This window comes from Yersinia bercovieri ATCC 43970 (assembly GCF_013282745.1).
Classification (GTDB): domain Bacteria; phylum Pseudomonadota; class Gammaproteobacteria; order Enterobacterales; family Enterobacteriaceae; genus Yersinia; species Yersinia bercovieri.
Genome location: NZ_CP054044.1, coordinates 3,292,005 through 3,318,408, shown reverse-complemented (window position 1 = coordinate 3,318,408; position 26,404 = coordinate 3,292,005). Strand labels below are relative to the sequence as shown.

Here is a 26,404-nt window from a genome sequence, read left to right as displayed (position 1 = left end):
AACGACTAATTAGACCAACAGAATGCCATTAGAGCCGTTTTCTAGCCGCACTTTCCGCACTAAAAAACCATAATTCAGGCAATCGATGTGGGTAAAAGCGAATTTCGTAGGTATCTTTCAACGGAGCTAAACGCCAACGCGGGCGCGCCTCACGTTTAGGCTTTAAAAACCGCAAACGACCACGAGCACGGGCCGCTTGTGTATCGAGCACCCATGCCGCAGAAGCCGATAAGGGCTGGCGAGTATATTCATCTTCAACGCTAATATCACAAATGCACAAAACCCGACTCCTTGCCAAAATTGATGCTGAGGTAATTATTCTAGATCTGTGGCATTGAACCAACTGTTGGCGGCAGGGTATTTGATCTGTATCACAAATACCCTGCTGACTTGAAGCCCAATGACTTTGGGTAATACCCTGCTCACTTGAATCCACCGCCGCGTTATCTGCACTCCGTCAATCCGGTATAGCCTTTTACACAACCTATCGCGTAGAGTGGCTAGATAAGTAATAATACCCTGTGCTGGGTTATTTACCTGATGCGCGCATAATTGTCTGATAAGCATTACTTTCATCGGGCGCGTTTGATGCTATTTTCGGAGCAAGAGTGATGCAGAGTATTTTCGAACTATTTAAGGCCATTGGCTTAGGCCTGGTATTGCTGCTGCCATTGGCAAACCCATTGACAACAGTGGCTCTCTTGCTCGGTTTATCCGGCAATATGACCAGTGAAGAGCGTAATCAGCAGTCGAAGATGGCATCAATTTATGTCTTCTTTATTATGACCATTGCTTACTACGCCGGTCAGGTCGTCATGAATACCTTTGGTATTTCTATTCCCGGTCTGCGAATTGCAGGTGGATTGATTGTGGCATTTATCGGCTTTCGTATGCTTTTTCCACAACAATCGGCCGAAGATACACAATTAGAAGCCAAATCGCAGGATTTGAAGAAACGGAAATCTATCAATATTGCCTTTGTGCCGCTGGCCATGCCGAGTACTGCAGGGCCGGGGACTATCGCCATGATCATCAGCTCTGCCGCCTCAATGAAAGGGCACACTATGTTCAGTCCATGGGTGGTCACTGTCGCACCGGTGCTGATTTTTCTTTCTGTCTCACTCATTCTATGGGGTTCACTGCTCAGTTCCGGTGCCATTATGCGCTGGGTCGGCAAAAGTGGCATTGAAGCTATTTCGCGCCTGATGGGATTCTTGCTAGTGTGTATGGGGGTACAATTTATTATCAATGGCGTGCTGGATATTATCGCTACCTACCAGCCAGCGATGGCATAGACAAATTGTAAGATTGAAGAGAGAAACGCTAGCCGATGTTGATACTGCCAGATGTTGTTACGACAAGAGATTGCTACGGTAATAAAATACCGCGCCTATAAACGACATCGGTTAGCGTTTTAATATTATTCTGTCATCGCCCGGTAAGCGGTATCCACTTTCCACAAATAACGTGGTGCTTGCGCGGCCGGATGCTTCTTTTGTATATGCTGATAAAACTCGTTCGGGCTAAGACTATTAATCTTATTCACTGCCAGGCGCTTATCTGATGAGAAGGTCCGCAGCATGGCACCCGCGCCATTGGCATAAGAGACGATAGTGGCATAACGCAAGGTTTGCGGATCACTGATCCCCGCTAACTGTTGGTTCTGCAAAATATTGATATAAGCGGTGCCAATATCAATATTCTTCACCGGATCTTTTAACTCACCTGAACTTGGTTGACCATTGCGCCCCTTCATCCGGTACGCATCACGGCCCGCGGTAGAAGCTTTAATCTGCATCAAACCCACCGCATTTGAGGTGCTCACCACCTCAGGATTGTAACCAGACTCCACTTGGATAATCGCTTTAATCAAAGTTTCATCAACGCCGTAATGGCTGGCAGCTTGTTTAATAACATCGCTATAAGCGACAGTACTTGAACCTGCGCTGCTTTTCGGTGCGTTAAGAAAACCACCCGGTGGCGCTTTCTTCAGCCAACCGTTATTCGCTTGCGGTGGCGGAGTTTGTTTAGCACACCCCGCCAGCAATAAAATTGCCATTAGGCAACCGACTTTTGGATTCACAGTATTCCCCGTGCTGATAAGCCATTTTGTAGCATATACAAGTTGTCACCTCACCCAAATAGATTTTTTGGCCTAGTTTGACCATTATCAACATAATGATCAGGCTATATTCAGTAACTATCCGTAAGTTTTAGTTTATTGTATGGCAAGGCTTGACTTGGTCGCCAATGATATTGATAATCATTTTCATTTGAGAAAAGGGAACATCGCCATGTTTAGTAAGCAAAAAATACCCTACCTGCCCTCCATTAGCCACTCTACACCGCGTTTTTTACGTGTTATCACCTTGTTGACCTTTGTTGCATTTTCATCACTGATTAGCACCTCGGCGTTGGCTGAAAATAAGCCCAATGACCCGGAAAAAAAATTCAAAGTTGTGACGACCTTCACAATCATTCAGGATATCGCGCAAAATGTCGCCGGTGATGCTGCCGTGGTCGAGTCGATAACCAAACCTGGCGCAGAAATTCACGACTATCAACCCACGCCACGGGATATCGTAAAAGCACAGTCTGCGGACTTGATTCTCTGGAATGGCATGAATCTGGAGCGCTGGTTTGAACGTTTTTTCGAAAATATTAAAGATGTTCCGTCAGCAGTGGTGACCAATGGCATCACCCCCCTACCTATCCGTGAAGGGCCATATGAGGGCATCGCTAATCCACATGCCTGGATGTCGCCATCTAACGCACTTATTTATATCGAGAATATCCGCAAGGCGCTGGTAGAGCACGACCCCGCCCATGCTGAAACCTATAATCGCAATGCCAAAGCCTACGCCGAGAAAATCGCCGCTCTGGATGCCCCGCTCCGGGAGCGTCTGTCGCGCATTCCAGCGGAGCTGCGTTGGTTGGTCACCAGTGAAGGGGCATTTAGCTATTTAGCCAAAGATTATGGTTTTAAAGAGGTCTATTTATGGCCAATCAATGCCGATGAACAAGGCACGCCACAGCAAGTACGTCGTGTTATTGACACTATGCGTGCCAATAAAATCCCCGTGATATTCAGTGAGAGCACCATTTCCGACAAACCAGCGAAACAAGTGAGCAAAGAGACTGGTGCGCAATATGGCGGGGTGTTATATGTTGACTCTCTATCAAATGAAAAAGGCCCGGTCCCGACCTATATCGACCTGATTAACACCACCGTGCAAACTATTGCGAAAGGATTTGGCCAATGAGCAATGCGGTTTTTGTCCGCCCTGAGCTGATGGTGGATAATGTCACTGTCACCTATAACAATGGGCATACTGCTATTTATGACGCCAGTTTTTCGCTCACTGGCGGAACTATCTGTGCGCTGGTCGGGGTCAATGGCAGTGGTAAATCGACCCTGTTTAAAAGCATCATGGGGCTAGTTAAACCCAGTGTCGGCAAAGTGGAACTTAGCAACAAACCGGTCAGCCACGCCTTGAAGCAAAATACCATCGCCTACGTACCACAAACTGAAGATGTGGACTGGAACTTCCCCGTCTTAGTCGAAGACGTGGTAATGATGGGGCGTTACGGGAAGATGAACTTTCTGCGCATCCCCAGCCGCGCAGATAAAACCATTGTTAATCAGGCCATTGAGCGAGTCGGCTTAACTGAGTTGCGGTCACGGCAAATTGGCGAACTCTCTGGTGGGCAGAAAAAACGGGTCTTTTTGGCCCGCGCCCTGGCCCAGCAAGGTTCGGTATTGCTGCTGGATGAGCCTTTTACCGGTGTTGACGTCAAAACGGAAAACGCGATTATTGATTTGCTACGAGCGCTGCGCGATGAGGGCCACCTGATTCTGGTTTCAACCCATAACCTCGGCAGCGTGCCGGAGTTTTGTGACCATGTGATTCTAATTAATCAGACGGTACTGGCCGCCGGCCCCACCGAATCCACCTTTACCCAGAAGAATCTCGAAATGACCTTTGGCGGTGTTTTGCGCCATATCAACCTGTCGGGTAGTGCGCTGCATGACGATAATGATCCCCGCACGGTCACCGTTATCACTGATGATGAGCGCCCGGCGGTGTTCTATGGTCACACCAAAAATGACCCGCCGGCGCAGAGCCAGTCGAAGGAGGATAATCCCTGATGCTGGAACTGTTGCTGCAACCCTTTAACTACAATTACATGGTGAAGGCTATCTGGGTTAGCGCGATTGTCGGCGCTGCCTGCGCATTTCTATCGGCCTATCTGATGCTGAAAGGCTGGTCGCTGATGGGGGATGCGCTATCGCACTCCGTGGTCCCCGGTGTTGCCGGGGCCTATGCCCTTGGCCTGCCCTATGCTGCGGGCGCATTCTTTACCGGTATGCTGGCAGCCCTGGCCATGACACTCGTCCGCCATATCACTCGCCTGCGTGAAGATGCCATCATCGGTTTTATTTTCTCCACCTTTTTTGCCGTGGGGCTATTAATTGTTTCGCTCAACCCCACCTCCGTCAATGTGCAGTCGATCATTTTCGGCAATATTTTGGGGATAGCCGATGAAGATGTGTTGCAGGTAGAGATCATTATTTTGGTCTCCTTGGTGATTTTATGTCTGATCTGGAAAGATTTGCTGGCGGTGTTTTTCGATGAAAGCCACGCCATGTCGATAGGCCTATCACCACTGCGCTTGAAAATTCTGTTTTTCACCCTGCTCAGTGCCTGCACCGTCGCGGCCTTGCAGACCGTGGGCGCAATTTTAGTGATTGCCATGGTGGTGACGCCGGGGGCGACCGCCTACCTACTTACCGACCGTTTTGGCCGTCTACTGATCATCGCCATCGCCATTGGTGCTTTTACCAGTGCCTTCGGTGCCTATCTCAGCTTCTATCTGGATGGTGCAACGGGTGGCGTGATTGTGACCTTGCAAACCGTGGTCTTCCTGCTGGCCTTTATCTTTGCGCCTAAACATGGATTGTTGGCCACGCGCTATCGTTCGCGCCAAAAGCGTCGCCATCCGTTGCCGCAGCTGCCGGAGGATAGTGTATGAATACCTTATTCACGCTGATCAGCGAACCCTTCGCTTACCCCTTTATGCAGCGGGCAATCGTTGCGGCTATCATTACCGGCGTGGTATGCGCGGTGCTATCTTGCTATCTGGTATTAAAAGGCTGGTCATTGATGGGGGATGCCATCTCTCATGCCGTGTTACCGGGGATAGTGCTGGCCTTTTGGCTCGGTATTCCCCTGGTGATCGGCGCTTTTGTCTCAGGGATATTCTGTGCTGTCGCCACCGGCTATTTAAAAGAGCATAGCCGAGTGAAAGAGGATACCGTGATGGGAATTGTGTTCTCCGGCATGTTTGCGTTTGGTTTAGTGATGTTCTCCCGCATAGATACTGACCAGCACCTCAGCCACATTTTATTCGGTAATATGCTGGGTATTTCACTGGCGGAACTGAAACAAACCTTGTGGATCGCCGGCTTCACCCTGCTAGTGGTGCTGCTCAAACGTAAGGACTTGATGCTCTACTGCTTTGATCCTAACCATGCCCGCGTGATTGGGCTGCCGGTCAAGCTTTTGCATTATGGTCTGCTTTGCCTACTGGCATTGACTATTGTGGCATCATTGCAGGCGGTGGGGGTTATTTTGGTTATCGCCATGCTGATAGCCCCCGGCATCATCGCCTTTATGCTCTGCCGCAGTTTCGATCGGATGTTGATAGTTGCCACCCTGGTCTCTGTCGTCGCTTGCGTATTAGGTACGCTAATAAGCTTCCATATTGATGGTGCTACCGGCCCCTGCATCGTAATCATTCAGGCACTATTCTTTGTCTTCGCCCTCATCTACAGCCATGTGAAACCCATGCAGGGTCGCCAGATAACACCGCAGACCAAAAACGCACAGGCCAACGCCGACAGTGCTAAAAACACGCCAAAAAGTCATCTGCTATAATCAGTGCACGCGTGATAAATAAGCCGTAGTTTTTACGGCTTATTCACGACTTTTAACGATGCATCTGGTCTGGTTCTGCCGTGACGTTTTTATCGTCATGGTGGCGGTCATCAGTACGAAAAATAATATGTCACTATTTGGCAGCAGAATCAGTCTTTTGTTTGATCTCTCGTGGGTATCCCTGTGCGCTAGCGCTTGTTTTTTATACAGCAAAGAAGCTAACCTAATGATATCTACCCAAAGTCATAAGCGTTGCAGGTCGGCGGCAAGTGAAGGTCACTAACCGCCCTGCGACTCAGTTCAAAGGATATAACTGGCAAGCTGATAGGGGGTGAATCATGTGGCAAGCTGTAAATCGTCTGTTAGGTGAATACCTAGGCCCGGCTGAAATTCGGGAAAGAACTGAATTACCGGGTGGGGATATCCACGAAGCCTGGCGTCTCAGTTATGGTGAAGCCGAGGTTTTCGTAAAATGTGATGCCCGTGAGATGCTGCCGATATTTACCGCTGAAGCCGATCAGCTCTCCTTATTAGCCCGCAGTAAAACCGTCCAGGTGCCGGAAGTCTATGGTGTGGGCAGTGATCGTGATTACAGCTTCCTGCTGCTCGAATATATCCCTCTAAAGCCCCTTGATGCCCACAATGCCTACTGTTTAGGCCAACAATTGGCGCATTTACATCAATGGAGTGAGCAACTGCAATTTGGGTTAGATTTTGATAATGACCTGGCCACAACCCCGCAACCCAATAGCTGGCAACGCCGTTGGGCGCAATTTTTTGCTGAGCAGCGTATTGGTTGGCAACTACAATTAGCCGCCGAAAAAGGGATGTCGTTTGGTGATATTGACCAGATAACCGACCTTGTTCACGACCGCTTACAGAGCCACCAGCCGCAACCCTCTTTGCTACATGGCGATTTATGGCCCGCTAACTGTGCCGCCAGCGCTAATGGGCCGGTGATTTTTGATCCCGCCTGCTACTGGGGTGATCGGGAGTGTGATCTCTCGATGCTGCCACTCTACCCCACTTTACCCGCACAAATTTACGATGGTTATCAGAGTGTTTGGCCACTGCCCAGCGATTTTATTGAGCGGCAGCCAATCTATCAGCTCTATTACTTATTAAATCGCAGTAACTTATTTGGTGGCCAACACTGGCTTAATGCGCAAAAAGCCGTTGACCAATTGCTGCATCCCGAACATTTCTAATCCTCAGCAGATAAAAAAACAGCACCCCAAAAGTTGGCAGTTCAACCAGTCAGGGTGTTTTTTTATGCCCGGCACTTGAATTGATACCGTCGAGGATATGAAAGTCCTGTTCGACCAAATCCCGCTGGATAAGATGTCAGTCTCAATGATCATGAATGTTTAGCACTATTGCGGCTTTTCTCTCTAATAACAGCTTATCCCTGTGCCATCAATCCCAATAGCTTAATGACAAAATAGGCCACCACACCAGTCACCAGCGGCAGGATATAGAGGGTAAAAAACTGCAAGAAAATAGTGTGGTGCGGTAAGACTATCCTCTCTTCCAACTGTTCACGGCTGCGCCCTTCACTGCCTTTGGCCTGCTCTAAAATCAGCTGATCTTCAATGCCCTCACGAATATGCCGCACTTGCCGCGACATCCGCGCCCCTGACGCCTGCAACGACAGACCGACGAAAATCAACATATAAATGATAAAAAACATAATGTTAGCGGCAGAAAAACCCTGATCGAAATCGGGCACGGGTGAGTTGAACCAGAAGATATCCAGGAAAGTGGTATTAAAGCGGATCATATCGGTCATGACATGGATAAAATCCAGCATCACCGCATTAATCCCGGTACTGTTTTGGCTATATTGATAGGCAAAATTGATAATTGAAATCAACGTTGACAGCAGTGCTGGAATAAAAACGAGCCATCCTGCAATCCGTTTGATAACAGCGACGCGCCCAGCCTGTTGATAGGTCATGACTTCTCCTTGTAAATACCACAACTTATGTAGATTTAGTTTACCTGCTACATTCACTCTTTGTGCAAAATTTTTGTTGTGATCTCCATGGTTAACTCAAATTCACCGTCGGTTCCGTTGACGCAAGATGATTAAGTTAATGCTAAAGTATTCAGCTGATAGCTAAAAACCAACAGGAGTGATGATTAATGGCGACCCCTCATCCGATTAAGGCCGCAATCTTTGATATGGACGGCCTGCTGATTGACTCAGAACCTTTATGGTTACAGGCTGAACTTGATATTTTCACCTCACTCGGGCTGGACACCTCCTCGCGAGATTCACTGCCCGACACCCTTGGTCTGCGTATCGATTTGGTGGTGAAACTTTGGTATCAAACCCGGCCATGGCAGGGGCCGAGTCAGGCGGAGGTGTGCAAACGTATTATTGCCCGCGCAATAGACCTGGTGGAGGAGACGCGCCCGGTGTTACCCGGTGTCGAATATGCGCTGGAGCTTTGTCGCCAACAAGGGCTGAAAATTGGCCTGGCCTCCGCCTCACCGCTACATATGCAAAAACGCGTGCTCGCCATGCTCGGCGTTGAACACTATTTTGACTGTTTAGTGTCCGCAGAGTACCTGCCCTACAGCAAACCGCACCCCGAGGTCTATCTGAATGCGGCGGCGGATCTGGCTATTGACCCGCTACAATGTGTCACGCTAGAAGATTCAGTCAACGGTATGATTGCCACCAAAGCAGCACGGATGCGCTCTATTGTGATCCCATCACCGGAGTACCGCGCAGACCCACGCTGGGCATTGGCGGATATTCAATTGGCATCACTCGAGCAATTGCGCCAGGAGGATATTTCGTAGCTGAGGAGAGTTTGTCGCTGAAGAGGAGTAGAATCCTGGTGATAAGGGGCGGTTAAAGTCGATGCTCAACCGCCCAATAGATTTTAAAGGAAATCATCCCGCTTAGGGGTAAAGGTGTCGATCAAAATACTGTTATCCTCCAACGATACCGCGCCATGCATCTCATTTTTCACCGCACGATACGCATCGCCAGCTTTCAATATGCGCTTCTGCCCCTCAATTTCCACTTCAAAACTGCCTGCGGCAACATAAGCAATTTGGTCATGAATATCATGTTTGTGCGCCACGCCAATCGCCCCTTTGTCAAAGTGAACGCAGACCATCATCAGCTCATCACTCCAGGTCATGACTTTGCGTTTAATGCCATTGCCTAGCTCTTCCCATGGCGTTTCATCATTAATAAAGAACATCTTCATTGTTTCTCCTCATTATTATGCAGAATAGATTTAGCTGTACCGTCGTCACTGTTTTACGCTGGTTTTGACTCATTCTACGGGCAATCTCCATAGTTTGACCATAATTAATCCAAAAATCATGACGCCCCTCAAAAAATAATAAAACATCATTTCATTTTTATTGAATTAACTTCCCGCAAACACTATCATCAGCGAATCAAAAGAAACACTCGGTCAGAAGTCAGATCCGCGCAGGTTGTAAGGCACCATTTTCGGCATCATGCGCACTCTCTACTTTTGCCGTGCTATCTGACTTGGGTGATACCCATTCAAGATGATGTTCTGAAAGATAGGCTCTACCAACCAAAGCCGTCCTTTTGGCGGTTTTCTCCCCAATATTGAAATCGCGGCAATCTTTGACCGCCTTGAGAGAGATGTTAGCTATGATTTTAGATTCCTTTGAATTGAAAGGTAAAATTGCACTGGTTACTGGCTGTGATACCGGTTTGGGCCAAGGCATGGCGATCGGTTTAGCCGAAGCAGGTTGCGATATCGTGGGTATCAACATTGTTGAGCCAAAAGAGACGATTGAAAAAGTGACTGCATTAGGTCGCCGCTTCTTGAGCCTGACTGCGGATCTGAGCAAAATTGATGGCATTCCAGCCCTGTTAGAGCGTGCTGTCGCTGAATTTGGCCAAATCGATATTCTGGTCAATAACGCCGGTATCATCCGTCGTGAAGATGCGATCAACTTCAGCGAAAAAGACTGGGATGATGTGATGAATGTGAACATCAAAACCGTGTTCTTTATGTCTCAGGCGGTTGCCAAACAATTCATCAAACAGGGTCATGGCGGCAAAATCATTAACGTTGCCTCAATGCTCTCTTATCAAGGTGGCATCCGTGTGCCGTCTTACACCGCATCGAAAAGCGCCGTGATGGGTGTCACCCGTCTGTTAGCTAACGAGTGGGCAAAACACGGCATCAATGTGAACGCGGTAGCGCCTGGCTATATGGCGACCAACAACACTCAGCAGTTGCGTAAAGATGAAGAGCGCAGCAAAGAGATCCTTGACCGTATCCCGGCTGGTCGTTGGGGCTTGCCTGATGATCTGAAAGGTCCAGTGGTCTTCCTGGCCTCCAAAGCATCCGACTATATCAGTGGTTACACTATCGCTGTTGATGGCGGCTGGCTGGCGCGCTAAACCAAGAATCATGACCAATTTGAGTTAAGTTCTATTTCTTTAGGTTATTCGCCAGAATTCGACTCAAAATTGTTTAAAGGCACAACTTAGGTTGTGCCTTTTTTATTACTTATTTATCAAATAGTTAACAAATTAGATTCTCAAAAAAACCGCATCAAAAGTGCAAAAATAAAAAATTCAAAACAACGTTCCGACTCCGATCACACTTTTGTCATTCGCTCAATGACTCGCCAGTAAATACAAATATAATAGATTGAAACGATGTTTCTATTTATAAGGAACCTTAAACCGGTTCCGTCCTAACGTTTCGATGATGGGGTTAAGGTGATGGAGTTTGTCGGCAACATTAAAAACAGTGACGCAACCATGATTAACTGGCTCAGCGCTATTCGCAGCTATGTTGATTTAGTCCAATCTGTTGGCCACAGCAATCAAAATCCAACCCCACTGATGGCTGATGGTTTTGATGTGCTGACTCATCAACCAGTCGTATGGGAATTCCCAGATGGTCACAATACCCCAATATCTAATTTTGCCAGTCAGCAAAACTGGCTACGGACATTAGATGCGCTGAGTCTGGTGACTCAGGACCCGCAATACCATCAGCAAGCCCGGGTGCAAAGCAGCTATTTTATGCAGCGCGGCGTGCATGAGCAGAGCGGACTATTTTATTGGGGCGGACACCGTTTCCTGAATCTGGATTCGTTGAACACTGAAGGGCCAGAATCGAAAGCGCAAGTCCACGAGCTGAAGCATCATCTACCCTATTACAATTTGCTGATCACTATTGATCGGGAAAAAACACTGAATTTCTTGCAGGGTTTTTGGCACGCCCATGTGGAAGATTGGCAAACCCTGGATTTGGGCCGCCATGGTAGCTACGACAAGCAGCGCGACCCACATGTATTCACTCATGCCCGTCACGATGTGGTTAACCCTGCGGAGCTGCCGCGCCTACCAGAGACCAAGGGCTTGACCTTTGTGAATGCCGGCACCGATTTGATTTACGCTGCCTATAAGTATGCCGAGTACACCGGTGATATCGCCGCAACGGCATGGGGCAAACACCTATACCGCCAATATGTTTTAGCCCGCCATCCTGAAACAGGTCTGCCGGTTTATCAGTTCAGCTCACCACAGCAGCGCCGCCCACTGCCGGCCGATGACAACCAGACCCAATCTTGGTATGGCGATCGTGCCAAGCGCCAGTTTGGCCCTGAATTTGGTGAGATAGCCCGTGAAGCCAATGTCCTGTTCCGCGACATGCGCCCACTGCTGATTGATAACCCATTGGCGATGCTGGATATTCTGCGCCAACAACCGGATACCGAAGTACTACAATGGGTGATTGACGGGCTAAAAAATTACTATCGTTTCGCTTATGACGTTGAGAGCAATACATTGCGTCCGTTATGGAACGATGGTCAGGACATGAGCGGCTATGTTTTGCAACGTGATGGCTACTATGGCGCAAAAGGGACGGTCATCTCGCCCTTCCCATTAGAGGTTGATTACCTGCTGCCGCTAGTCCGGGCCTGGCGCTTAAGTGAAGATGAAGAACTGTTGGATTTGATTGGCGTATTACTGCACCGCTGGCAGTTGGCTGAATTAAATAAGCCAAAACGCCAGGCGACACTAATTGCCGGTCAAAAACCTAAAGCAACACCCTATCTGCTGCTGGCCTTAACTGAACTGGCGGAACATTGCCAATGTGCTCGACTATTTGAATTAGCCTGGCAAGTGGGGGACGACCTATTTACGCAACATTACCACCGTGGTCTGTTTGTTGAATCGGCGCAACACCGTTATTTCCGTCTCGACAATCCGATTGCATTAGCAATATTGACCTTAATTGCCGCCAAACAGAATAAATTGGCAGCGATACCTCAATTTATTACCAATGGTGGTTACATCCATGGAGATTATCGAGTGAACGGGGAAAGCCGCACTTTATATGATATCGACTTTATTTATCCGACGCTTTTGAATCAGTAGTTTTATTTATCTTTCATGTTATTAAAAATAGGTAAGCATTATGAATGAAAACAGAATGCTGGGGTTAGCCTATTTATCACCTTATATACTTGGGTTGATAATATTTACGGCTTTCCCCTTTGTATCATCTTTCTTTCTCAGTTTTACTGAGTATGACTTAATGAACCCTCCCGTTTTTAACGGGATCGAGAATTATCGTCATATGCTGCTGGAAGATGATTTATTCTGGAAATCCATGGGCGTAACATTCGCTTATGTATTTCTGACTATTCCTTTAAAACTGGCATTTGCCCTGGGGATCGCTTTTGTACTGAACTTTAAATTACGTGGTATCGGCCTCTTCCGTACTGCTTTCTATATTCCATCTATCCTCGGCAGCAGCGTTGCAATTGCCGTGTTATGGCGTGCTCTCTTTGCCATCGATGGCCTGTTAAACAGTTTTATCGGTGTGCTCGGATTTGATGCCATCAACTGGTTGGGAGAACCAGCGCTGGCGCTGACATCCGTCACATTACTGCGTGTTTGGCAGTTCGGTTCGGCCATGGTTATCTTCCTGGCTGCATTGCAGAACGTGCCGCAATCACAGTATGAAGCCGCCATGATTGATGGTGCCTCTAAATGGCAAATGTTTATGAAAGTGACTGTGCCACTGATCACGCCAGTTATTTTCTTTAACTTTATTATGCAAACCACGCAGGCATTCCAAGAGTTTACTGCGCCGTACGTTATTACTGACGGCGGACCGACCCACTACACCTATTTATTCTCGCTCTATATCTATGATACAGCGTTTAAATACTTTGATATGGGATACGGTGCTGCGCTGGCCTGGATACTCTTCCTGGTAGTCGCCCTCTTCGCCTCAATTGCATTTAAATCATCTAAATATTGGGTCTTCTACTCCGCCGATAAAGGAGGAAAAAATGACTGACGTACAACACACTTCCAACCAGAAGAAATTAGCTCTGGCGCAGGAACTTGCTGATGCGGAAATTAACCGTACGCTACGTAAAGCAAAAGTCAGTGCCGCTTTCCGCTATATCATTTTGATTATTGTCGGACTGATGATGCTTTATCCACTGCTGTGGATGTTCTCTGCGGCATTTAAACCTAATAATGAGATCTTCACCACATTAGGATTATGGCCAGAACACCCAACTCGCGATGGTTTCGTGAATGGCTGGAAAACCGGTACTGAATATAACTTCGGTCATTACATGCTTAACACCTTTAAGTTTGTTATCCCGAAAGTCATTTTGACCATTATCTCCTCCACTATCGTGGCGTATGGTTTTGCACGCTTCGAGATCCCATGGAAGAAATTCTGGTTCGCAACATTAATTACCACCATGTTGCTGCCAAGTACCGTGTTATTAATTCCGCAATACATCATGTTCCGCGAAATGGGCATGTTGAATAGCTACTTGCCACTCTATTTACCGACGGCCTTCGCCACTCAAGGGTTCTTCGTCTTCATGTTGGTGCAATTCCTGCGTGGTGTGCCGCGTGATATGGAAGAAGCCGCGCAAATCGACGGTTGTAACTCCCTACAGGTGCTGTGGTATGTGGTGGTGCCAATCTTGAAACCGGCCATTATCTCTGTCGCCCTGTTCCAGTTTATGTGGTCAATGAACGACTTTATCGGCCCACTGATTTATGTCTACAGCGTCGATAAGTACCCGATAGCGCTGGCTTTGAAGATGTCAATTGACGTCACCGAAGGCGCACCGTGGAACGAAATTCTGGCAATGGCAAGCATCTCCATTCTGCCGTCCATCATTGTTTTCTTCCTGGCTCAACGCTACTTCGTGCAAGGCGTAACCAGCAGCGGAATTAAAGGTTAATAGAGGATTTATCATGGCTGAAGTCATTTTCAATAAATTAGGTAAAGTTTACTCCAACGGTTTCCGCGCGGTTCATGGCATTGATCTGAAGATCCATGATGGCGAATTTATGGTGATTGTTGGTCCATCAGGCTGTGCTAAATCCACCACCCTGCGCATGTTGGCAGGTCTGGAAACCATCAGTGATGGCGAAGTGCGCATTGGTGATCGGGTCGTCAATAATCTGGCACCGAAATCACGCGGTATCGCTATGGTGTTCCAGAACTATGCGCTATATCCGCATATGACGGTAAAAGAGAATCTGGCCTTTGGCCTGAAGCTGAGCAAACTGCCAAAAGATCAAATCGAAACACAAGTTGCAGAAGCGGCAAAAATTCTGGAACTGGAAGATTTGTTAGATCGCCTGCCACGTCAGTTATCTGGTGGTCAAGCGCAGCGTGTGGCAGTAGGCCGGGCGATTGTGAAAAAACCAGATGTGTTCTTGTTCGATGAACCCTTATCAAACCTGGATGCCAAACTGCGTGCTTCCATGCGCATCCGCATCTCAGATTTACATAAGCAATTGAAAAAAAGCGGGAAAGCAGCAACCACCGTTTATGTGACCCATGACCAGACTGAAGCCATGACCATGGGCGATCGGATCTGTGTCATGAAACTGGGCCATATCATGCAAGTTGATACCCCAGATAATCTCTACCACTTCCCAACCAATATGTTTGTTGCCGGTTTTATCGGCGCGCCGGAAATGAATATCAAACCGAGCACCCTGGTAGAAAAAGAGGGCCAAATTGGTCTGACTGTCGGCCAATACACCTTGGTACTTAATGAGAAGCAACAAGCTAAAGTCGCCGCCTTTGCGGGTGAAAAAGTGTTCTTTGGTGTTCGTCCAGAATTTATTCGCATGTCAACACAACCGATGGCCAATAACCACTCGCAAGGTGAATTGGTACGGATGGAGAACATGGGGCATGAATTCTTTATGTACATCAAGGTTGACGACTTTGAATTAACTTGTCGTCTACCGTCTGATGAAGCACGGCCAATTATTGAAAATGGCCTGCATCGCACCGTGTACTTCCAGTTTGATATGGATAAATGCCATATCTTTGATGCAAAAACAGAAAAAAATATCTCTCTTTAACAGGAGCAGTACCCAATGAAAAAAGCGATCCTACACACGCTAATAGCATCCACTCTGGCTTTATTATCACATCAGGCTTTTGCACAGGATGAAGTTAACCTGCGTATGTCATGGTGGGGGGGCAATGGCCGCCATCAAATGACACTTAAAGCTCTGGAAGAGTTCCACAAACAGCACCCGAATATTAATGTTAAAGCTGAATATACCGGTTGGGATGGCCATCTTTCCCGTCTGACCACCCAAATTGCCGGTGGGACTGAACCCGATGTTATGCAAACTAACTGGAACTGGCTGCCCATCTTCTCCAAAGACGGCACTGGCTTCTTTGATTTGAATAAAGTATCGAAACAGTTAGATTTGACTCAGTTTGATCCAAAAGAGCTGCAACAAACCACGGTTAATGGCAAATTAAACGGTATTCCAATTTCAGTTACTGCGCGTATTTTCTATTTCAATGATGCGACATGGGCTAAATCGGGTTTAGAGTATCCAAAAACGTGGGATGAATTACTTAACGCCGGTAAAGTATTCCAGGAAAAATTGGGTGAGCAATACTACCCTATCGTATTAGAGCACCAGGATACTCTGGCATTAATTCGCTCTTATATGACACAAAAATACAACACACCAACTATTGACGAAGCCAATAAGAAATTTGCTTATACACCAGAACAGTGGGTTGAGTTCTTTACTATGTATAAGAAAATGGTTGATAGCCATGTCATGCCATCCACTAAATACTATGCATCATTCGGCAAGAGTAATATGTACGAAATGAAGCCATGGATTAATGGTGAATGGGGTGGTACTTATATGTGGAACTCCACCATTACTAAATATTCCGATAACCTGACCAAACCAGCAAAACTGATACTTGGCCCTTATCCAATGTTGCCAGATGCGAAAGATGCCGGTCTGTTCTTTAAACCAGCTCAGATGCTTTCAATTGGTAAATCCACTAAATACCCAGAAGAGAGTGCTATCTTAATTAACTTCTTGCTGAACAGCAAAGAGGGTATTGATGCTATGGGTCTGGAGCGCGGTGTACCACTGAGTGCAGCAGCAGTGACTCAACTGCGTGCTAGTGGTGTGATTAAAGATGAAGATCCATCCGTTGCTGGCTTAAATATGGCGCTGGAATTGCCACATGAAATGAAAACGTCACCATACTTTGATGACCCGCAGATCGTTTCTCTGTTCCGTGACGCAATTCAATATATCGATTACGGCCAGAAGTCAGTTGAAGAATCTGCTGAATACTTTAATAAGCAAGGTGACCGCATTCTAAAACGCGCCATGAGATAATCATTAAGTTTATTTAACTTAAGTTGTTATTAAGCCCTGCCATTAATTTGGCGGGGTTGTTTTGTTTTATGCATCATAAAAAATAACAATCAATTAGATCGCCATCACAAATTAATATCTGATTAAAAAATTAATCACCAACAAAGATCTGGATCACACAATTAATTACAAATATAAATAGAATGTGTATCCACAATAACTGAAACATCGTTTCTTTGATTGTGAAATTATTTTCCAGTCGTGTGTTGAATTTTATAAAATTGTTAATGATTGTTGTTTTAAATAACCATAACCCTGGGATTATATAAAAAAATGAAATTTAAATTAATTACTCTAGCAGTGGCATCTGTTATCAGTTTTAGTTCTGTTGCTACAACAATTGACTATCGGCATGAAATGAAAGACACCAGTAAATCCGATCATAAAGACCGTTTACTGCTCTCCAACCGTTTTGCCAATGGTTTTGGTCTCTCTTTGGAAGGGAAATGGGGCCAGCACAGCTCTGATACTACGCCAAATAAACCTTTCAATGAGCAAGTCAGTAACGGCACCGAAGTGGTTGCCAGCTATGTTTATGCGTTCAATAAAACGTTTTCACTTGAGCCTGGTTTCTCATTAGAGTCATCATCTGACTCAAACAACTACCGCCCTTATCTGCGCGGTAAAGTGGGCTTCACCGATGACTTCTCAACATCACTGCGTTATCGCCCATATTACAAACGTAACCAACCTTCTCAGACCAAATCTGATGAGAAAGGCCATGAGTTCACTATGCTGTTTGCTTACAACTTCTTGAAAAACTACTCTGCTGAGTATGAGTTGAACTACAAGAAATCTGAAGACGAAATTCTGTCCAACAAAAACAAAGACGAATGGAGTCATGATCTGAAAGTTGCTTACAAATGGGATAAAAACTGGAAGCCATATGTTGCTATCGGCAACGTAGCGGGCAGCAAAACCACTGATGAGCGCCAAACTCGCTATCGTGTCGGTGTGCAGTACAGCTTCTAATTGATCGTGTAAATAGTTATATCGTTATGAGTACCCTCATCATTATTTGTTAATTATGCCCATACCCGTATTACTTTGGGGAAAAGTGACTCCCGGTCGCTTTTCCCTTTTTTTACTTAGATTCCCTTATTCAGGCCAGCCACCCAATATCCCACTCCTCAATACCTAGGCTAAACTCCCCTTCTTCAAACAGAAAAATGAGACATTTAGTTACAGCGTCACGGCTATCCATGCCAAGATAAATCTCATATACTGGATAAATCAACAGCTACAGATTCGGAATTCAAGTATGACAGGGGAAGGACACCTTATTTTTTCTGTCGCCTGCGCTATTTTTGCCAAAAAAGTCGGTCTCACACCGGAACTGGCACATGGCGATTGGTGGCACATTATACCGGGCGCCCTGCTAACTTCCCTGCTGCCCGATATTGACCACCCCAAGTCAATCCTTGGCCAGCGGTTAAAGTGGATCTCAACCCCCATTGCCCGTGCATTCGGTCATCGTGGATTTACCCATAGCCTGCTGGCGGTGATCGGCGGTATTGCCCTATTCCAAATGGATATTTCACGCGATTGGATTATTCCTGCGGATGCATTCCACGCAATGATTATTGGCTATTTCAGCCATCTACTGGCCGATATGCTCACCCCCGCTGGCGTGCCGCTGCTATGGCCTTGCCGTTGGCGATTCTGTATTCCGCTATTACGTCCGCAAAAAGGTAATCAATTAGAACGGGTATTATGTGTTCTATTAGTTTGTTTTTCCGTCTATTGGCAAACTGACACCACTATTCCGCTGCTATCCTATATGGAGCAATTGAAAAATTTTCGATTGTGATCACACTTTAATGTGCGAATAATCATCAATCTGAATATATTGCATACAAATCAGGGTAAAAACTTATATAAAATTCTTTTTGGATATAAGTGAGCCTTTATCGGGCTGCTACCATACGCAGCTAACTGCACAATTGATAATTGATTGTGCCTGGCACGATTCTATAAAGAAGCAGAAATAGAATACGTCGCCAGTATTCAAAATAATAATCTGGAGATTTGGGGATGAACCTACCGCTTGTGATTAACGTGCTGGTATTTGTAGCACTGCTATTACTATTGGCACAAACCCGCCACAAACAGTGGAGTCTGGCCAAGAAAGTCTTGGTTGGTTTAGCACTGGGTGTGCTGTTTGGCCTGGGCTTACAATGGATCTATGGCGCAGATAACCCAGTACTTAAAGAGTCCATCACCTGGTTTAATATTGTCGGCAATGGTTATGTACAATTACTGCAAATGATAGTTATGCCACTGGTATTCGCCTCAATTTTGAGTGCGGTGGCTAAACTACATAATGCCGCGTCACTGGGCAAAATCAGTATCCTGACCATCGGCACCTTGCTCTTCACCACCTTGATTGCAGCGCTCGTTGGGGTGTTCGTCACCAACCTGTTTGGCTTAACCGCCGATGGCTTAATTCAAGGCACCCAAGAGAGTGCCCGTTTGAGTGCCATCGAGAGCAACTATTTGGCTAAAGTGACCGACTTGACCGTACCACAGTTAATTCTCTCCTTTATTCCGAAAAACCCATTTGCTGATTTGACGGGCGCTAGCCCAACCTCAATCATCAGTGTGGTTATTTTCGCCACCTTCCTCGGTATTGCATCACTGCAACTACTGAAAGACGATGTGGCGAAAGGCCAACGCGTGATGGTGGCTATCGATACACTGCAAGCCTGGGTGATGAAACTGGTGCGGCTGGTCATGAAACTGACCCCTTACGGCGTACTAGCATTAATGACCAAAGTGGTGGCGGGTTCCAACATCCAAGACATTATCAAGCTGGGTAGCTTTGTTGTTGCCTCCTATCTGGGGCTGGCGATTATGTTTGTGGTGCACGGCCTGCTGCTCTCTTTCACCGGCATCAATCCGCTGAAATTCTTCCGTAAAGTCTGGCCGGTACTGACATTTGCCTTTACCAGCCGCTCCAGCGCAGCCAGTATCCCATTGAATGTAGAAGCACAAACCCGCCGTCTGGGCATCCCTGAGTCTATCGCCAGCTTCTCTGCATCTTTTGGTGCGACCATTGGTCAAAATGGCTGTGCGGGCCTCTACCCGGCGATGCTGGCCGTGATGGTTGCCCCCACCGTCGGCATTAATCCGTTAGATCCTGTATGGATTGCCACACTGGTCGGGATCGTGACCATCAGCTCTGCCGGTGTTGCGGGTGTCGGTGGTGGCGCAACCTTCGCCGCACTGATTGTGTTGCCTGCATTGGGCTTGCCGGTCACATTGGTTGCCTTACTGATCTCGGTCGAACCCTTAATTGATATGGGCCGTACCGCCTTGAACGTCAGTGGTTCAATGACTGCCGGCACCATTACCAGCCAATTAATGAAACAAACAGATAAAGACATTTTGAACAGTGAAGATGATGGCGATTTAACCCATCAATAAAAGCGACTTAATTAATTAAAGCCAGTCATGATGTGACTGGCTTTTTTGCCGGCTGATATTAAGAGCGATACTTCTCGACCAGTGCCAAAGCAATAGCTTCTGTTTCTACATCCGGTATACCGCTAAAATCCTGCGCGCGGAAATGCATCTGAAATGCGGTGATAACCTGACGAGTTTCATCATCCAATATGCCACTCTGAGGAATTTTGTAGCCATAGCGGGCCAGTGTTTGCTGAATCGTGGCGATAGATGCGGTGTCGTGTATATCTCTTCCATCAATATACTTGGTCACCGTTGCCTCATCTGGCCAGGCACCAATACCTTGTTCTGCCAGCCTTTTCCATGGGAATAGGGGGCCAGGATCAGACTTTCTTAGAGGCGCAATATCACTGTGGGCGATAACATCTGTTGGATCAATATTATAACGCTCGACAATATCTTTGGTAAGGCGCTCAATCAATTTAATCTGTGATTCATTGTATGGATACCAAGTGCGACCCAACATCTTCTCAGTGAAGCCCTTGTTGACGATTTCGATACCTATCGAGCTATCATTGAGATTATTGCGCCCTTGCCAATCACTGACACCTGCATGCCAGGCTCTTTGTTCCTCTGGAACCAGTTGCAGAACAACCGGCTTTCCCTCGACGGTATCAGGGTGCGTCTTAACCAAATAGTGCGCACTGACATTGCCCTGCGTCAGTAATCTCAATGACTCTGCATCATCTGTGGCGGTATAGTGAAGTACTAAAAAGCGCACCCGATCGTTTTGTGCCACAGAGGGATGGTTGGTATCGATTTTATAATCACCGCGGTCAATCAATTTATGCGGCTTATTACTTTGTGTGCTACTACACCCCGCCAGCAGCAGTAATAACCCGGCACTCATTACTGCTCTTATGCTTAATAGCGTCCTCATCATTTCTCTCCCTAATATGATTAAGCATGGTCATAGTGACCCAAGAGCATTAAATAAACAGTAAACAAAATATTTAAACAATAGTGAATAAGCCCAAAAAAGGCCTAATGTCAATATTAGTATCACGATAATAATATACGTAAAGAAGTTGTCGTGACAGTAGCCAATGATGTCACGCTGAGTCTAACCCGCTGATCAAGAACAGATTCCCCTCCCTGACTTAGAGCAAAAGCTGGCAACTCAAGCGCCAGTTGCGGTAGATATCAATAAAAACGGCTCCTGATCAGAGGAGCCGTTCGCTATGCAAGAAATAAATAGTTATAATTAACAGCTGATTAAAAATATCCAATAATTATACAGTATTTACCCTGCTTATTAATTTACTCAGAAAGGGTATTCGCGATAACCCATCTGTTCTGAAATATTACGTGCGGCACGATGCAGTGATTTAACGATCTCACTTTTATTCTCTTCAGAGAAACGCAACGTTGGGTATGAAATACTTAACCCCGCAATAACAACGCCGAAACGGTCAAAAACAGGAACAGCGATACAACGCAGACCCTCTTCTTGCTCTTCGATATCTTCACCAAAGCCCTGCTCACGCACCTGATCTAACACCGGCAGCAGTGCCGCCGCGCTATCCAGCGTATACTTGGTGCTGCGGGTAAATTCGATATGAGATAAGATCTCTTCTACTTCACTACGGTCACGCCACGCCAACAGCACTTTACCAATGGCGGTACTGTGCAGTGGGTTACGGCGGCCAATGCGGGAGTGCATCCGCAGGTTGTACATTGAATCAATTTTATGGATATAAACAATGCTGTCTTCATCCAATGCGCCCAAGTGAATGGTTTCACGCGTTTCATTGGATAACTCACGCATTTGTATATCAGCACTACGAATCAAATCAACATTTTGTAGCGCTTTAGCCCCCAACTCAAACAACTTCAGCGTGAGGGAGTACTTCTCTGATTCGCCTTCCTGTGCCACATACCCCAGGGACTTCATGGTCTGGAGGAAGCGGTAAACCGTGCTCTTAGGCATCATTACACGTTGAGAAAGTTCGGTAATACCTATTTCCCGCTCCTCACCCAAGGCTTGTAAGATGCCGAAAACCTTCAGAACCGACGAAACAGAGTCGGGCTGTTTATCTAGATCTGCAATAGCCATTTTTTGGTTACCCTACTCAGTTTTCTGTGTTTCATAAAACAATATGTTTTAAAAAAAATAGAACAGTGGTTTTATTATAAAGGGAAGTCACGAGACTGTGCAATAAACCAATGTGAATAATCGGATAAAAGCCATGCAGACAGCAAACTAGCCTCTTTCCATGAAAGAGGCTAGTGCATAATTCAGCTATTGCCAGACGGATTCAGGCAAAGTGACTAAATATAAGGCCGGTTTACCGTGCACATCTGAGGTAAACAGAATTTGCTTATCATCAGGGGTAAAGGAGGGGTGTGGATGTGTGACCTGGCGATCACCCTCAAACACCTTCCATGAGGTGTCATGGCGAGCAACGCGATGTTGGCTGCCATTTTTCAGATTGAAAACATACAAGAAAGGATCGTTTTCAATCTTATACCCGCTGTCATCTTGCACATCAACTGGCGCATCAGAGCCATCACCGACCAGCAATGAGCCGTCATAGTTACTCATCAAATGAGAGCAAGCAGGCATCTTAGTCAATTGGCGGTTTTCCAGCGTCTCAGGGTTGGCACTGTAGATAAAGCGGTCGGGACTGCTTTTCAGGTAAGAGACATACACCAAAGCGGAACCATCTGGCACCCAGAATTCGTGAGTACAGCTTTCGCCTTCCGCGTGAGTTTTCACTTTCCGCATGTTGCTGCCATCTTCATTGATTAGCCACATGCGGGCGTCAACTAAGTCGTGTGGCCCTTCGTGGCAGAACGCCACAGTGTTGTCATCGTAAGGACGATAGATTGGGTGGCCTAACCACTGATTTTCCTGAAGAATCACTGCGGATTCTCCCGTTTGTAAATCAACACGCATCAAGCGACAGCAAGGTTTAGTGAAGTAGAATTCGTGGAATTTCTTCCAGTCGGTCAGCGGCTGCCAATCTTCCCGCTTAATTTCAATGCCCACTAATTTCGTGCAATCAGAGTTAGCCACCCAAGTGCCGTAGCCCACCCACTCTTCCGGCACCTGATAGACCACACTCTCTTCCAGTGTATCAAGAGAGACGCGCATCAGGTTGCGGCCCTCTTTAACATAAAAGAGCGCATCATCTTCTGGCGACAGGAAACCACCAAAGGTATTGTCGCCACGCCCTTCTGTCAGCTGGGTTGCCACCTGCGTGTTTAGATCCAGCAAGTAGTAGTTCCACGGACCATCAAAAGCGCCGCCGAACAACAACTTACTGCCATCACGGGTGAAACATTTTTGATAGAAATAGTTACGGTGGCAAGTGACATCAGGTGGAGTTAGACGTGTCACTTGTGCACCGGTAGAGGCATCCTGATAAGTATCAAATGTCAGGGGGATCTGTTTACCTTTGGCCATCCGGAAAGTCCTTAAATCGTCAGAGAATTAAAATTTTTGCCCGCAGGCTAACCTGTTCGGCTAATACTATCTCACATTATAGAAACGATGTTTCATTTTTCCGTGATCGCAGTTCTGTTTTTACTGATTGCCACAAATTACTGGTGTTATCATGCTGTTAATTTGCCAGGTTCTCTGAGATATAGCATTGGTATTTACAATTAGCGCCACTTACAGAGATGCATTCGTCAGCAATACTCGTTAGCATGTGAATACTTCATATATGACTATTTTATAGATAAATACCTATGACCCAACCTGTCGCCGATGGCTTACCCACTCCTCAGCGCTATGCCGCAATACTGGTTATCGCCCTGGGTATTACCATCGCGGTACTGGATGGCACTATCGCTAACGTGGCATTGCCGACTATCGCCCGAGATCTCAACGCCAGCCCGGCAACATCTATCTGGGTAGTCAATGCTTACCAGTTAGCCATCACGATTTCACTACTGTCGATGGCCTCTCTGGGCGACATCATTGGTTATCGTCGGGTATATCAGGCCGGATTACTGGTCTTCAGTGTCACTTCGCTGTTTTGCGCGCTGTCAGACTCACTATTAACCCTGACATTTGCCCGTGTGCTGCAAGGGTTCGGCGCCGCCGCATTAATGAGTGTCAATACGGCGCTGATCCGCATCATTTATCCCCGCGCACAGCTGGGTCGGGGCATCGGTATCAACTCGGTAATTGTTGCGGTCTCGGCAGCAGCTGGCCCGACTATCGCCTCCGCTGTCTTAGCCGTCGCCTCCTGGCAGTGGCTGTTTGCCATTAACGTCCCGATTGGAGTGCTGGCATGGGGGCTGGGGATGAAGTACTTGCCCGCGAATAGCGCCAAGAGCAATGGTAACCGCTTCGACTTCACCAGTTCTATGATGAACGCCCTAACATTTGGTTTGCTGATTATTGCTATCAGCGGCTTTGCTCAAGGGCAAAGCCCAACCGTGATTGCCGCTGAAATTGTCGCGCTGCTGATTATTGGCTTCTTTTTTGTTCGCCGCCAACTCAATCAACCCTTCCCTCTGTTGCCGGTTGATTTGCTGCGGATTCCTATTTTTGCGCTATCGATCGGCACCTCGATCTGCTCTTTTGCCGCCCAGATGTTGGCAATGGTGGCACTGCCCTTCTTCCTGCAAAGCGTATTGGGGCGCGATGAGGTAGCAACAGGCTTGCTGCTCACCCCCTGGCCACTGGCGACAGTAGTGGTAGCCCCTATCGCCGGACGATTGGTTGAACGGTATCATGCCGGATTGCTCGGAGGGATTGGTTTGGCGGTGTTCGCCAGCGGGCTATTCCTGCTAGCGCTTCTGCCCGCGAACCCCACCGACCTGGACATCATTTGGCGCATGGTACTGTGCGGTGCCGGATTTGGGCTGTTCCAGTCACCGAATAACCACACCATTATCTCCGCTGCACCACAAAATCGCAGCGGGGGGGCCAGTGGCATGTTAGGCACCGCCCGCTTACTGGGACAAACCTCCGGAGCTGCATTGGTCGCATTGATGTTTAATCTCTTTTCAACCAATGGCACTCATGCTTCGTTGATTCTGGCGGGCTGCTTTGCCACTGTCGCCGCGATAGTCAGCTTGTCTCGCGTGAGTCAGAAACGTAGTTAATCGGAAACGTAGTTAATCAGAAACATAGTTAATCAGAAACATAGTTAGCCTGATACGCAGTTAACCTCATATTAACGATAAAAAAACCCCGCCTGATAAGCGGGGTTTTTATGATAGTGCTAAGTTGCTGGCGGTTACTTCAGATACTGGCCAGAGCGCAGCGCCTCAATGCGTTTATCCAACGGCGGATGGGACATAAACAGCTCGCTGAAAGTTTTGGACTTCCCGTTAATGCAGAAGGCCATCAGGTTGCCCGCCTCCTGCGGCTCATAACTGGTTTTCAGCCGTTGCAGTGCGGCAATCATCTTCTCACGCCCCACTAATCTCGCGGAACCTGCATCCGCGTGGAATTCACGATGACGTGAGAACCACATGGTGATAATGCTCGCCAGAATACCAAACACCAACTCCAACACCATGGAAACAGCAAAGTAGACCATCGGGTTACCGGCGCTGCTCCCTTCATTATCACGATCGCCAGATAAGAAGCCGGCGGCAACTTGCGCAATCAGACGTGAAATGAAGATCACGAATGTATTCACAATCCCTTGAATCAAGGTCATGGTGACCATATCACCATTCGCCACATGACTAATTTCATGGGCAATAACCGCTTCAGCCTCATCACGGCTCATATTCTGCAACAGCCCGGTACTGACGGCTACCAGCGAGGCATCACGACGTGCGCCGGTGGCAAAGGCGTTAATATCCGGTGCCTGATAAATAGCGACTTGTGGCATGGCAATACCCACCTGCTGAGACTGCCGACGCACGGTCTCCAGCAACCAGCGTTCCGTCTCATTACGTGGCTGTTCAATCACTTCACCACCCACTGAGCGCAAAGCCATCCATTTGGACATCAGCAACGAAACAAATGCGCCGCCGAAACCAAATAGGCCAGCCATGATCATCAGCCCCTGCACACTGCTGGACTGAATGCCTGTCAAGCTTAGCACCAACCCGAACACCAACATGACGGCTAAGTTGGTGAGTAGGAACAGAGCGATACGCATCATAAAAATTTATTTCCTTATTATGTTGAATCGATCATCGTATTGAATCGACACTGTATTGAGTCACATTGGTATTAAGTCAAAATTGCCATAAACCTGAATCATGACTCAGCTAAATAACTACTGAGATACGCTGATCGTATGGGCATCTGATAAATTTTCAAGGCTTGTTAAGTTCTAAGTGAGTA

25 protein-coding genes and 1 pseudogene are annotated in these 26,404 nt (G+C 47.0%); 18 read left to right on the top strand and 8 right to left on the bottom strand.

Features of this window, described 5'->3' with window-relative positions:
- Window positions 1–28 precede the first annotated feature (28 nt).
- Entirely contained in the window at window positions 29–280 is a 252-nt protein-coding gene (locus HRK25_RS15020) for a hypothetical protein (protein WP_004875248.1), read from the bottom strand.
- 331 nt (window positions 281–611) lie between these two features.
- Between HRK25_RS15020 and HRK25_RS15015 the strand changes: the two genes are divergently transcribed.
- Window positions 612–1,295: a MarC family NAAT transporter gene (locus HRK25_RS15015; RefSeq protein WP_005272344.1), complete on the top strand. Its 684-nt coding sequence runs from the start codon at window positions 612–614 to the stop codon at window positions 1,293–1,295.
- Window positions 1,296–1,420: 125 nt separating this feature from the next.
- On the opposite strand, the gene HRK25_RS15010 is transcribed toward HRK25_RS15015, so the two are convergent.
- Window positions 1,421–2,083 carry a transglycosylase SLT domain-containing protein gene (locus HRK25_RS15010; protein ID WP_005272347.1) on the bottom strand — a complete coding sequence of 221 codons (663 nt, stop codon included), beginning with the start codon at window positions 2,081–2,083 and terminating at the stop codon, window positions 1,421–1,423.
- Between the two features lie 211 nt (window positions 2,084–2,294).
- Between HRK25_RS15010 and yfeA the strand changes: the two genes are divergently transcribed.
- The 6 genes and pseudogenes from yfeA to HRK25_RS20470 form a co-directional block, all read left to right on the top strand.
- Window positions 2,295–3,263, top strand: a complete 969-nt coding sequence (yfeA, locus tag HRK25_RS15005) for an iron/manganese ABC transporter substrate-binding protein YfeA (protein WP_032897001.1) — start codon at window positions 2,295–2,297, stop codon at window positions 3,261–3,263.
- Window positions 3,260–4,150: an iron/manganese ABC transporter ATP-binding protein YfeB gene (gene yfeB, locus HRK25_RS15000; protein WP_032897003.1), complete on the top strand. Its 891-nt coding sequence runs from the start codon at window positions 3,260–3,262 to the stop codon at window positions 4,148–4,150. The genes yfeA and yfeB overlap by 4 nt, the downstream gene beginning before the upstream one ends.
- Entirely contained in the window at window positions 4,150–5,034 is an 885-nt protein-coding gene (gene yfeC, locus HRK25_RS14995) for an iron/manganese ABC transporter permease subunit YfeC (RefSeq protein WP_005272352.1), read from the top strand. Before yfeB ends, yfeC begins: the two co-directional genes overlap by 1 nt.
- Window positions 5,031–5,939, top strand: a complete 909-nt coding sequence (yfeD, locus tag HRK25_RS14990; protein ID WP_032897005.1) for an iron/manganese ABC transporter permease subunit YfeD — start codon at window positions 5,031–5,033, stop codon at window positions 5,937–5,939. Before yfeC ends, yfeD begins: the two co-directional genes overlap by 4 nt.
- A gap of 338 nt (window positions 5,940–6,277) precedes the next feature.
- A complete protein-coding gene (locus HRK25_RS14985) occupies window positions 6,278–7,147 on the top strand; it encodes a fructosamine kinase family protein (protein ID WP_005272356.1) in 870 nt (289 codons plus the stop codon).
- 79 nt (window positions 7,148–7,226) lie between these two features.
- Window positions 7,227–7,304: pseudogene (locus tag HRK25_RS20470) on the top strand (methylmalonyl-CoA mutase family protein); the annotation flags it as partial.
- Window positions 7,305–7,341: 37 nt separating this feature from the next.
- Here HRK25_RS20470 and HRK25_RS14975 read toward each other — a convergent pair.
- Window positions 7,342–7,896 (bottom strand): YniB family protein, encoded by a 555-nt coding sequence (locus tag HRK25_RS14975; RefSeq protein WP_005272359.1) that lies wholly within the window; start codon window positions 7,894–7,896, stop codon window positions 7,342–7,344.
- 188 nt (window positions 7,897–8,084) lie between these two features.
- Here HRK25_RS14975 and hxpB point away from each other — a divergent pair, with 188 nt between their 5' ends.
- Window positions 8,085–8,750: a hexitol phosphatase HxpB gene (gene hxpB / locus HRK25_RS14970; RefSeq protein ID WP_005272362.1), complete on the top strand. Its 666-nt coding sequence runs from the start codon at window positions 8,085–8,087 to the stop codon at window positions 8,748–8,750.
- Between the two features lie 83 nt (window positions 8,751–8,833).
- Here the strand turns inward: hxpB and HRK25_RS14965 are convergent, their stop codons facing one another.
- A complete protein-coding gene (locus HRK25_RS14965) occupies window positions 8,834–9,166 on the bottom strand; it encodes a cupin domain-containing protein (RefSeq protein WP_032814453.1) in 333 nt (110 codons plus the stop codon).
- A gap of 422 nt (window positions 9,167–9,588) precedes the next feature.
- Between HRK25_RS14965 and kduD the strand changes: the two genes are divergently transcribed.
- From kduD to HRK25_RS14920, 9 genes are all read left to right on the top strand, one after another.
- A complete protein-coding gene (kduD, locus tag HRK25_RS14960) occupies window positions 9,589–10,350 on the top strand; it encodes a 2-dehydro-3-deoxy-D-gluconate 5-dehydrogenase KduD (protein ID WP_004875262.1) in 762 nt (253 codons plus the stop codon).
- A 327-nt stretch (window positions 10,351–10,677) separates the two neighbouring features.
- A complete protein-coding gene (locus HRK25_RS14955) occupies window positions 10,678–12,345 on the top strand; it encodes a pectate disaccharide-lyase (protein ID WP_005272370.1) in 1,668 nt (555 codons plus the stop codon).
- 40 nt (window positions 12,346–12,385) lie between these two features.
- On the top strand, window positions 12,386–13,276 hold the full coding sequence (locus tag HRK25_RS14950; protein ID WP_004875265.1) for a carbohydrate ABC transporter permease: 891 nt from the start codon (window positions 12,386–12,388) through the stop codon (window positions 13,274–13,276).
- Complete coding sequence (locus HRK25_RS14945; protein WP_049602845.1) at window positions 13,269–14,189, top strand: carbohydrate ABC transporter permease; 921 nt, start codon at window positions 13,269–13,271, stop codon at window positions 14,187–14,189. The genes HRK25_RS14950 and HRK25_RS14945 overlap by 8 nt, the downstream gene beginning before the upstream one ends.
- A 13-nt stretch (window positions 14,190–14,202) precedes the next feature.
- Window positions 14,203–15,330, top strand: coding sequence for an ABC transporter ATP-binding protein (locus tag HRK25_RS14940; RefSeq protein WP_005272380.1), 1,128 nt, complete (start codon window positions 14,203–14,205; stop codon window positions 15,328–15,330).
- 15 nt (window positions 15,331–15,345) lie between these two features.
- Window positions 15,346–16,635 (top strand): ABC transporter substrate-binding protein, encoded by a 1,290-nt coding sequence (locus tag HRK25_RS14935; protein ID WP_004875268.1) that lies wholly within the window; start codon window positions 15,346–15,348, stop codon window positions 16,633–16,635.
- Window positions 16,636–16,947: 312 nt separating this feature from the next.
- The gene (locus tag HRK25_RS14930; protein WP_005272382.1) at window positions 16,948–17,646 is read left to right on the top strand and encodes an oligogalacturonate-specific porin KdgM family protein; all 699 of its coding nucleotides are present in this window, start codon (window positions 16,948–16,950) and stop codon (window positions 17,644–17,646) included.
- A gap of 289 nt (window positions 17,647–17,935) precedes the next feature.
- Window positions 17,936–18,484, top strand: coding sequence for a metal-dependent hydrolase (locus HRK25_RS14925; protein WP_005272385.1), 549 nt, complete (start codon window positions 17,936–17,938; stop codon window positions 18,482–18,484).
- 224 nt (window positions 18,485–18,708) lie between these two features.
- Complete coding sequence (locus HRK25_RS14920; protein WP_032897008.1) at window positions 18,709–20,100, top strand: L-cystine transporter; 1,392 nt, start codon at window positions 18,709–18,711, stop codon at window positions 20,098–20,100.
- Between the two features lie 58 nt (window positions 20,101–20,158).
- On the opposite strand, the gene HRK25_RS14915 is transcribed toward HRK25_RS14920, so the two are convergent.
- The 3 genes from HRK25_RS14915 to ogl all read right to left on the bottom strand — a co-directional run bounded on the left by HRK25_RS14915 (window position 20,159) and on the right by ogl (window position 23,548).
- Window positions 20,159–20,989: an N-acetylmuramoyl-L-alanine amidase gene (locus tag HRK25_RS14915; RefSeq protein ID WP_005272390.1), complete on the bottom strand. Its 831-nt coding sequence runs from the start codon at window positions 20,987–20,989 to the stop codon at window positions 20,159–20,161.
- A gap of 414 nt (window positions 20,990–21,403) precedes the next feature.
- Window positions 21,404–22,195 (bottom strand): DNA-binding transcriptional regulator KdgR, encoded by a 792-nt coding sequence (gene kdgR / locus HRK25_RS14910; protein ID WP_005272392.1) that lies wholly within the window; start codon window positions 22,193–22,195, stop codon window positions 21,404–21,406.
- A gap of 186 nt (window positions 22,196–22,381) precedes the next feature.
- On the bottom strand, window positions 22,382–23,548 hold the full coding sequence (gene ogl, locus HRK25_RS14905; RefSeq protein WP_005272394.1) for an oligogalacturonate lyase: 1,167 nt from the start codon (window positions 23,546–23,548) through the stop codon (window positions 22,382–22,384).
- Between the two features lie 287 nt (window positions 23,549–23,835).
- Here ogl and HRK25_RS14900 point away from each other — a divergent pair, with 287 nt between their 5' ends.
- Window positions 23,836–25,203, top strand: coding sequence for an MFS transporter (locus HRK25_RS14900; protein ID WP_005272396.1), 1,368 nt, complete (start codon window positions 23,836–23,838; stop codon window positions 25,201–25,203).
- Window positions 25,204–25,337: 134 nt separating this feature from the next.
- Here the strand turns inward: HRK25_RS14900 and htpX are convergent, their stop codons facing one another.
- Entirely contained in the window at window positions 25,338–26,219 is an 882-nt protein-coding gene (htpX, locus tag HRK25_RS14895) for a protease HtpX (protein WP_005272400.1), read from the bottom strand.
- Window positions 26,220–26,404: the final 185 nt, after the last annotated feature.

Bases quoted from the DNA above. Each gene is read 5' to 3' on its own strand.
- HRK25_RS15015 (WP_005272344.1), top strand. From the start codon at position 612: ATGCAGAGTATTTTCGAACTATTTAAGGCCATTGGCTTAGGCCTGGTA.
- yfeA (WP_032897001.1), top strand. From the start codon at position 2,295: ATGTTTAGTAAGCAAAAAATACCCTACCTGCCCTCCATTAGCCACTCT.
- yfeB (WP_032897003.1), top strand. From the start codon at position 3,260: ATGAGCAATGCGGTTTTTGTCCGCCCTGAGCTGATGGTGGATAATGTC.
- yfeC (WP_005272352.1), top strand. From the start codon at position 4,150: ATGCTGGAACTGTTGCTGCAACCCTTTAACTACAATTACATGGTGAAG.
- yfeD (WP_032897005.1), top strand. From the start codon at position 5,031: ATGAATACCTTATTCACGCTGATCAGCGAACCCTTCGCTTACCCCTTT.
- HRK25_RS14985 (WP_005272356.1), top strand. From the start codon at position 6,278: ATGTGGCAAGCTGTAAATCGTCTGTTAGGTGAATACCTAGGCCCGGCT.
- HRK25_RS14975 (WP_005272359.1), bottom strand. From the start codon at position 7,896: ATGACCTATCAACAGGCTGGGCGCGTCGCTGTTATCAAACGGATTGCA.
- hxpB (WP_005272362.1), top strand. From the start codon at position 8,085: ATGGCGACCCCTCATCCGATTAAGGCCGCAATCTTTGATATGGACGGC.
- HRK25_RS14965 (WP_032814453.1), bottom strand. From the start codon at position 9,166: ATGAAGATGTTCTTTATTAATGATGAAACGCCATGGGAAGAGCTAGGC.
- kduD (WP_004875262.1), top strand. From the start codon at position 9,589: ATGATTTTAGATTCCTTTGAATTGAAAGGTAAAATTGCACTGGTTACT.
- HRK25_RS14955 (WP_005272370.1), top strand. From the start codon at position 10,678: ATGGAGTTTGTCGGCAACATTAAAAACAGTGACGCAACCATGATTAAC.
- HRK25_RS14950 (WP_004875265.1), top strand. From the start codon at position 12,386: ATGAATGAAAACAGAATGCTGGGGTTAGCCTATTTATCACCTTATATA.
- HRK25_RS14945 (WP_049602845.1), top strand. From the start codon at position 13,269: ATGACTGACGTACAACACACTTCCAACCAGAAGAAATTAGCTCTGGCG.
- HRK25_RS14940 (WP_005272380.1), top strand. From the start codon at position 14,203: ATGGCTGAAGTCATTTTCAATAAATTAGGTAAAGTTTACTCCAACGGT.
- HRK25_RS14935 (WP_004875268.1), top strand. From the start codon at position 15,346: ATGAAAAAAGCGATCCTACACACGCTAATAGCATCCACTCTGGCTTTA.
- HRK25_RS14930 (WP_005272382.1), top strand. From the start codon at position 16,948: ATGAAATTTAAATTAATTACTCTAGCAGTGGCATCTGTTATCAGTTTT.
- HRK25_RS14925 (WP_005272385.1), top strand. From the start codon at position 17,936: ATGACAGGGGAAGGACACCTTATTTTTTCTGTCGCCTGCGCTATTTTT.
- HRK25_RS14920 (WP_032897008.1), top strand. From the start codon at position 18,709: ATGAACCTACCGCTTGTGATTAACGTGCTGGTATTTGTAGCACTGCTA.
- HRK25_RS14915 (WP_005272390.1), bottom strand. From the start codon at position 20,989: ATGAGTGCCGGGTTATTACTGCTGCTGGCGGGGTGTAGTAGCACACAA.
- kdgR (WP_005272392.1), bottom strand. From the start codon at position 22,195: ATGGCTATTGCAGATCTAGATAAACAGCCCGACTCTGTTTCGTCGGTT.
- ogl (WP_005272394.1), bottom strand. From the start codon at position 23,548: ATGGCCAAAGGTAAACAGATCCCCCTGACATTTGATACTTATCAGGAT.
- HRK25_RS14900 (WP_005272396.1), top strand. From the start codon at position 23,836: ATGACCCAACCTGTCGCCGATGGCTTACCCACTCCTCAGCGCTATGCC.
- htpX (WP_005272400.1), bottom strand. From the start codon at position 26,219: ATGATGCGTATCGCTCTGTTCCTACTCACCAACTTAGCCGTCATGTTG.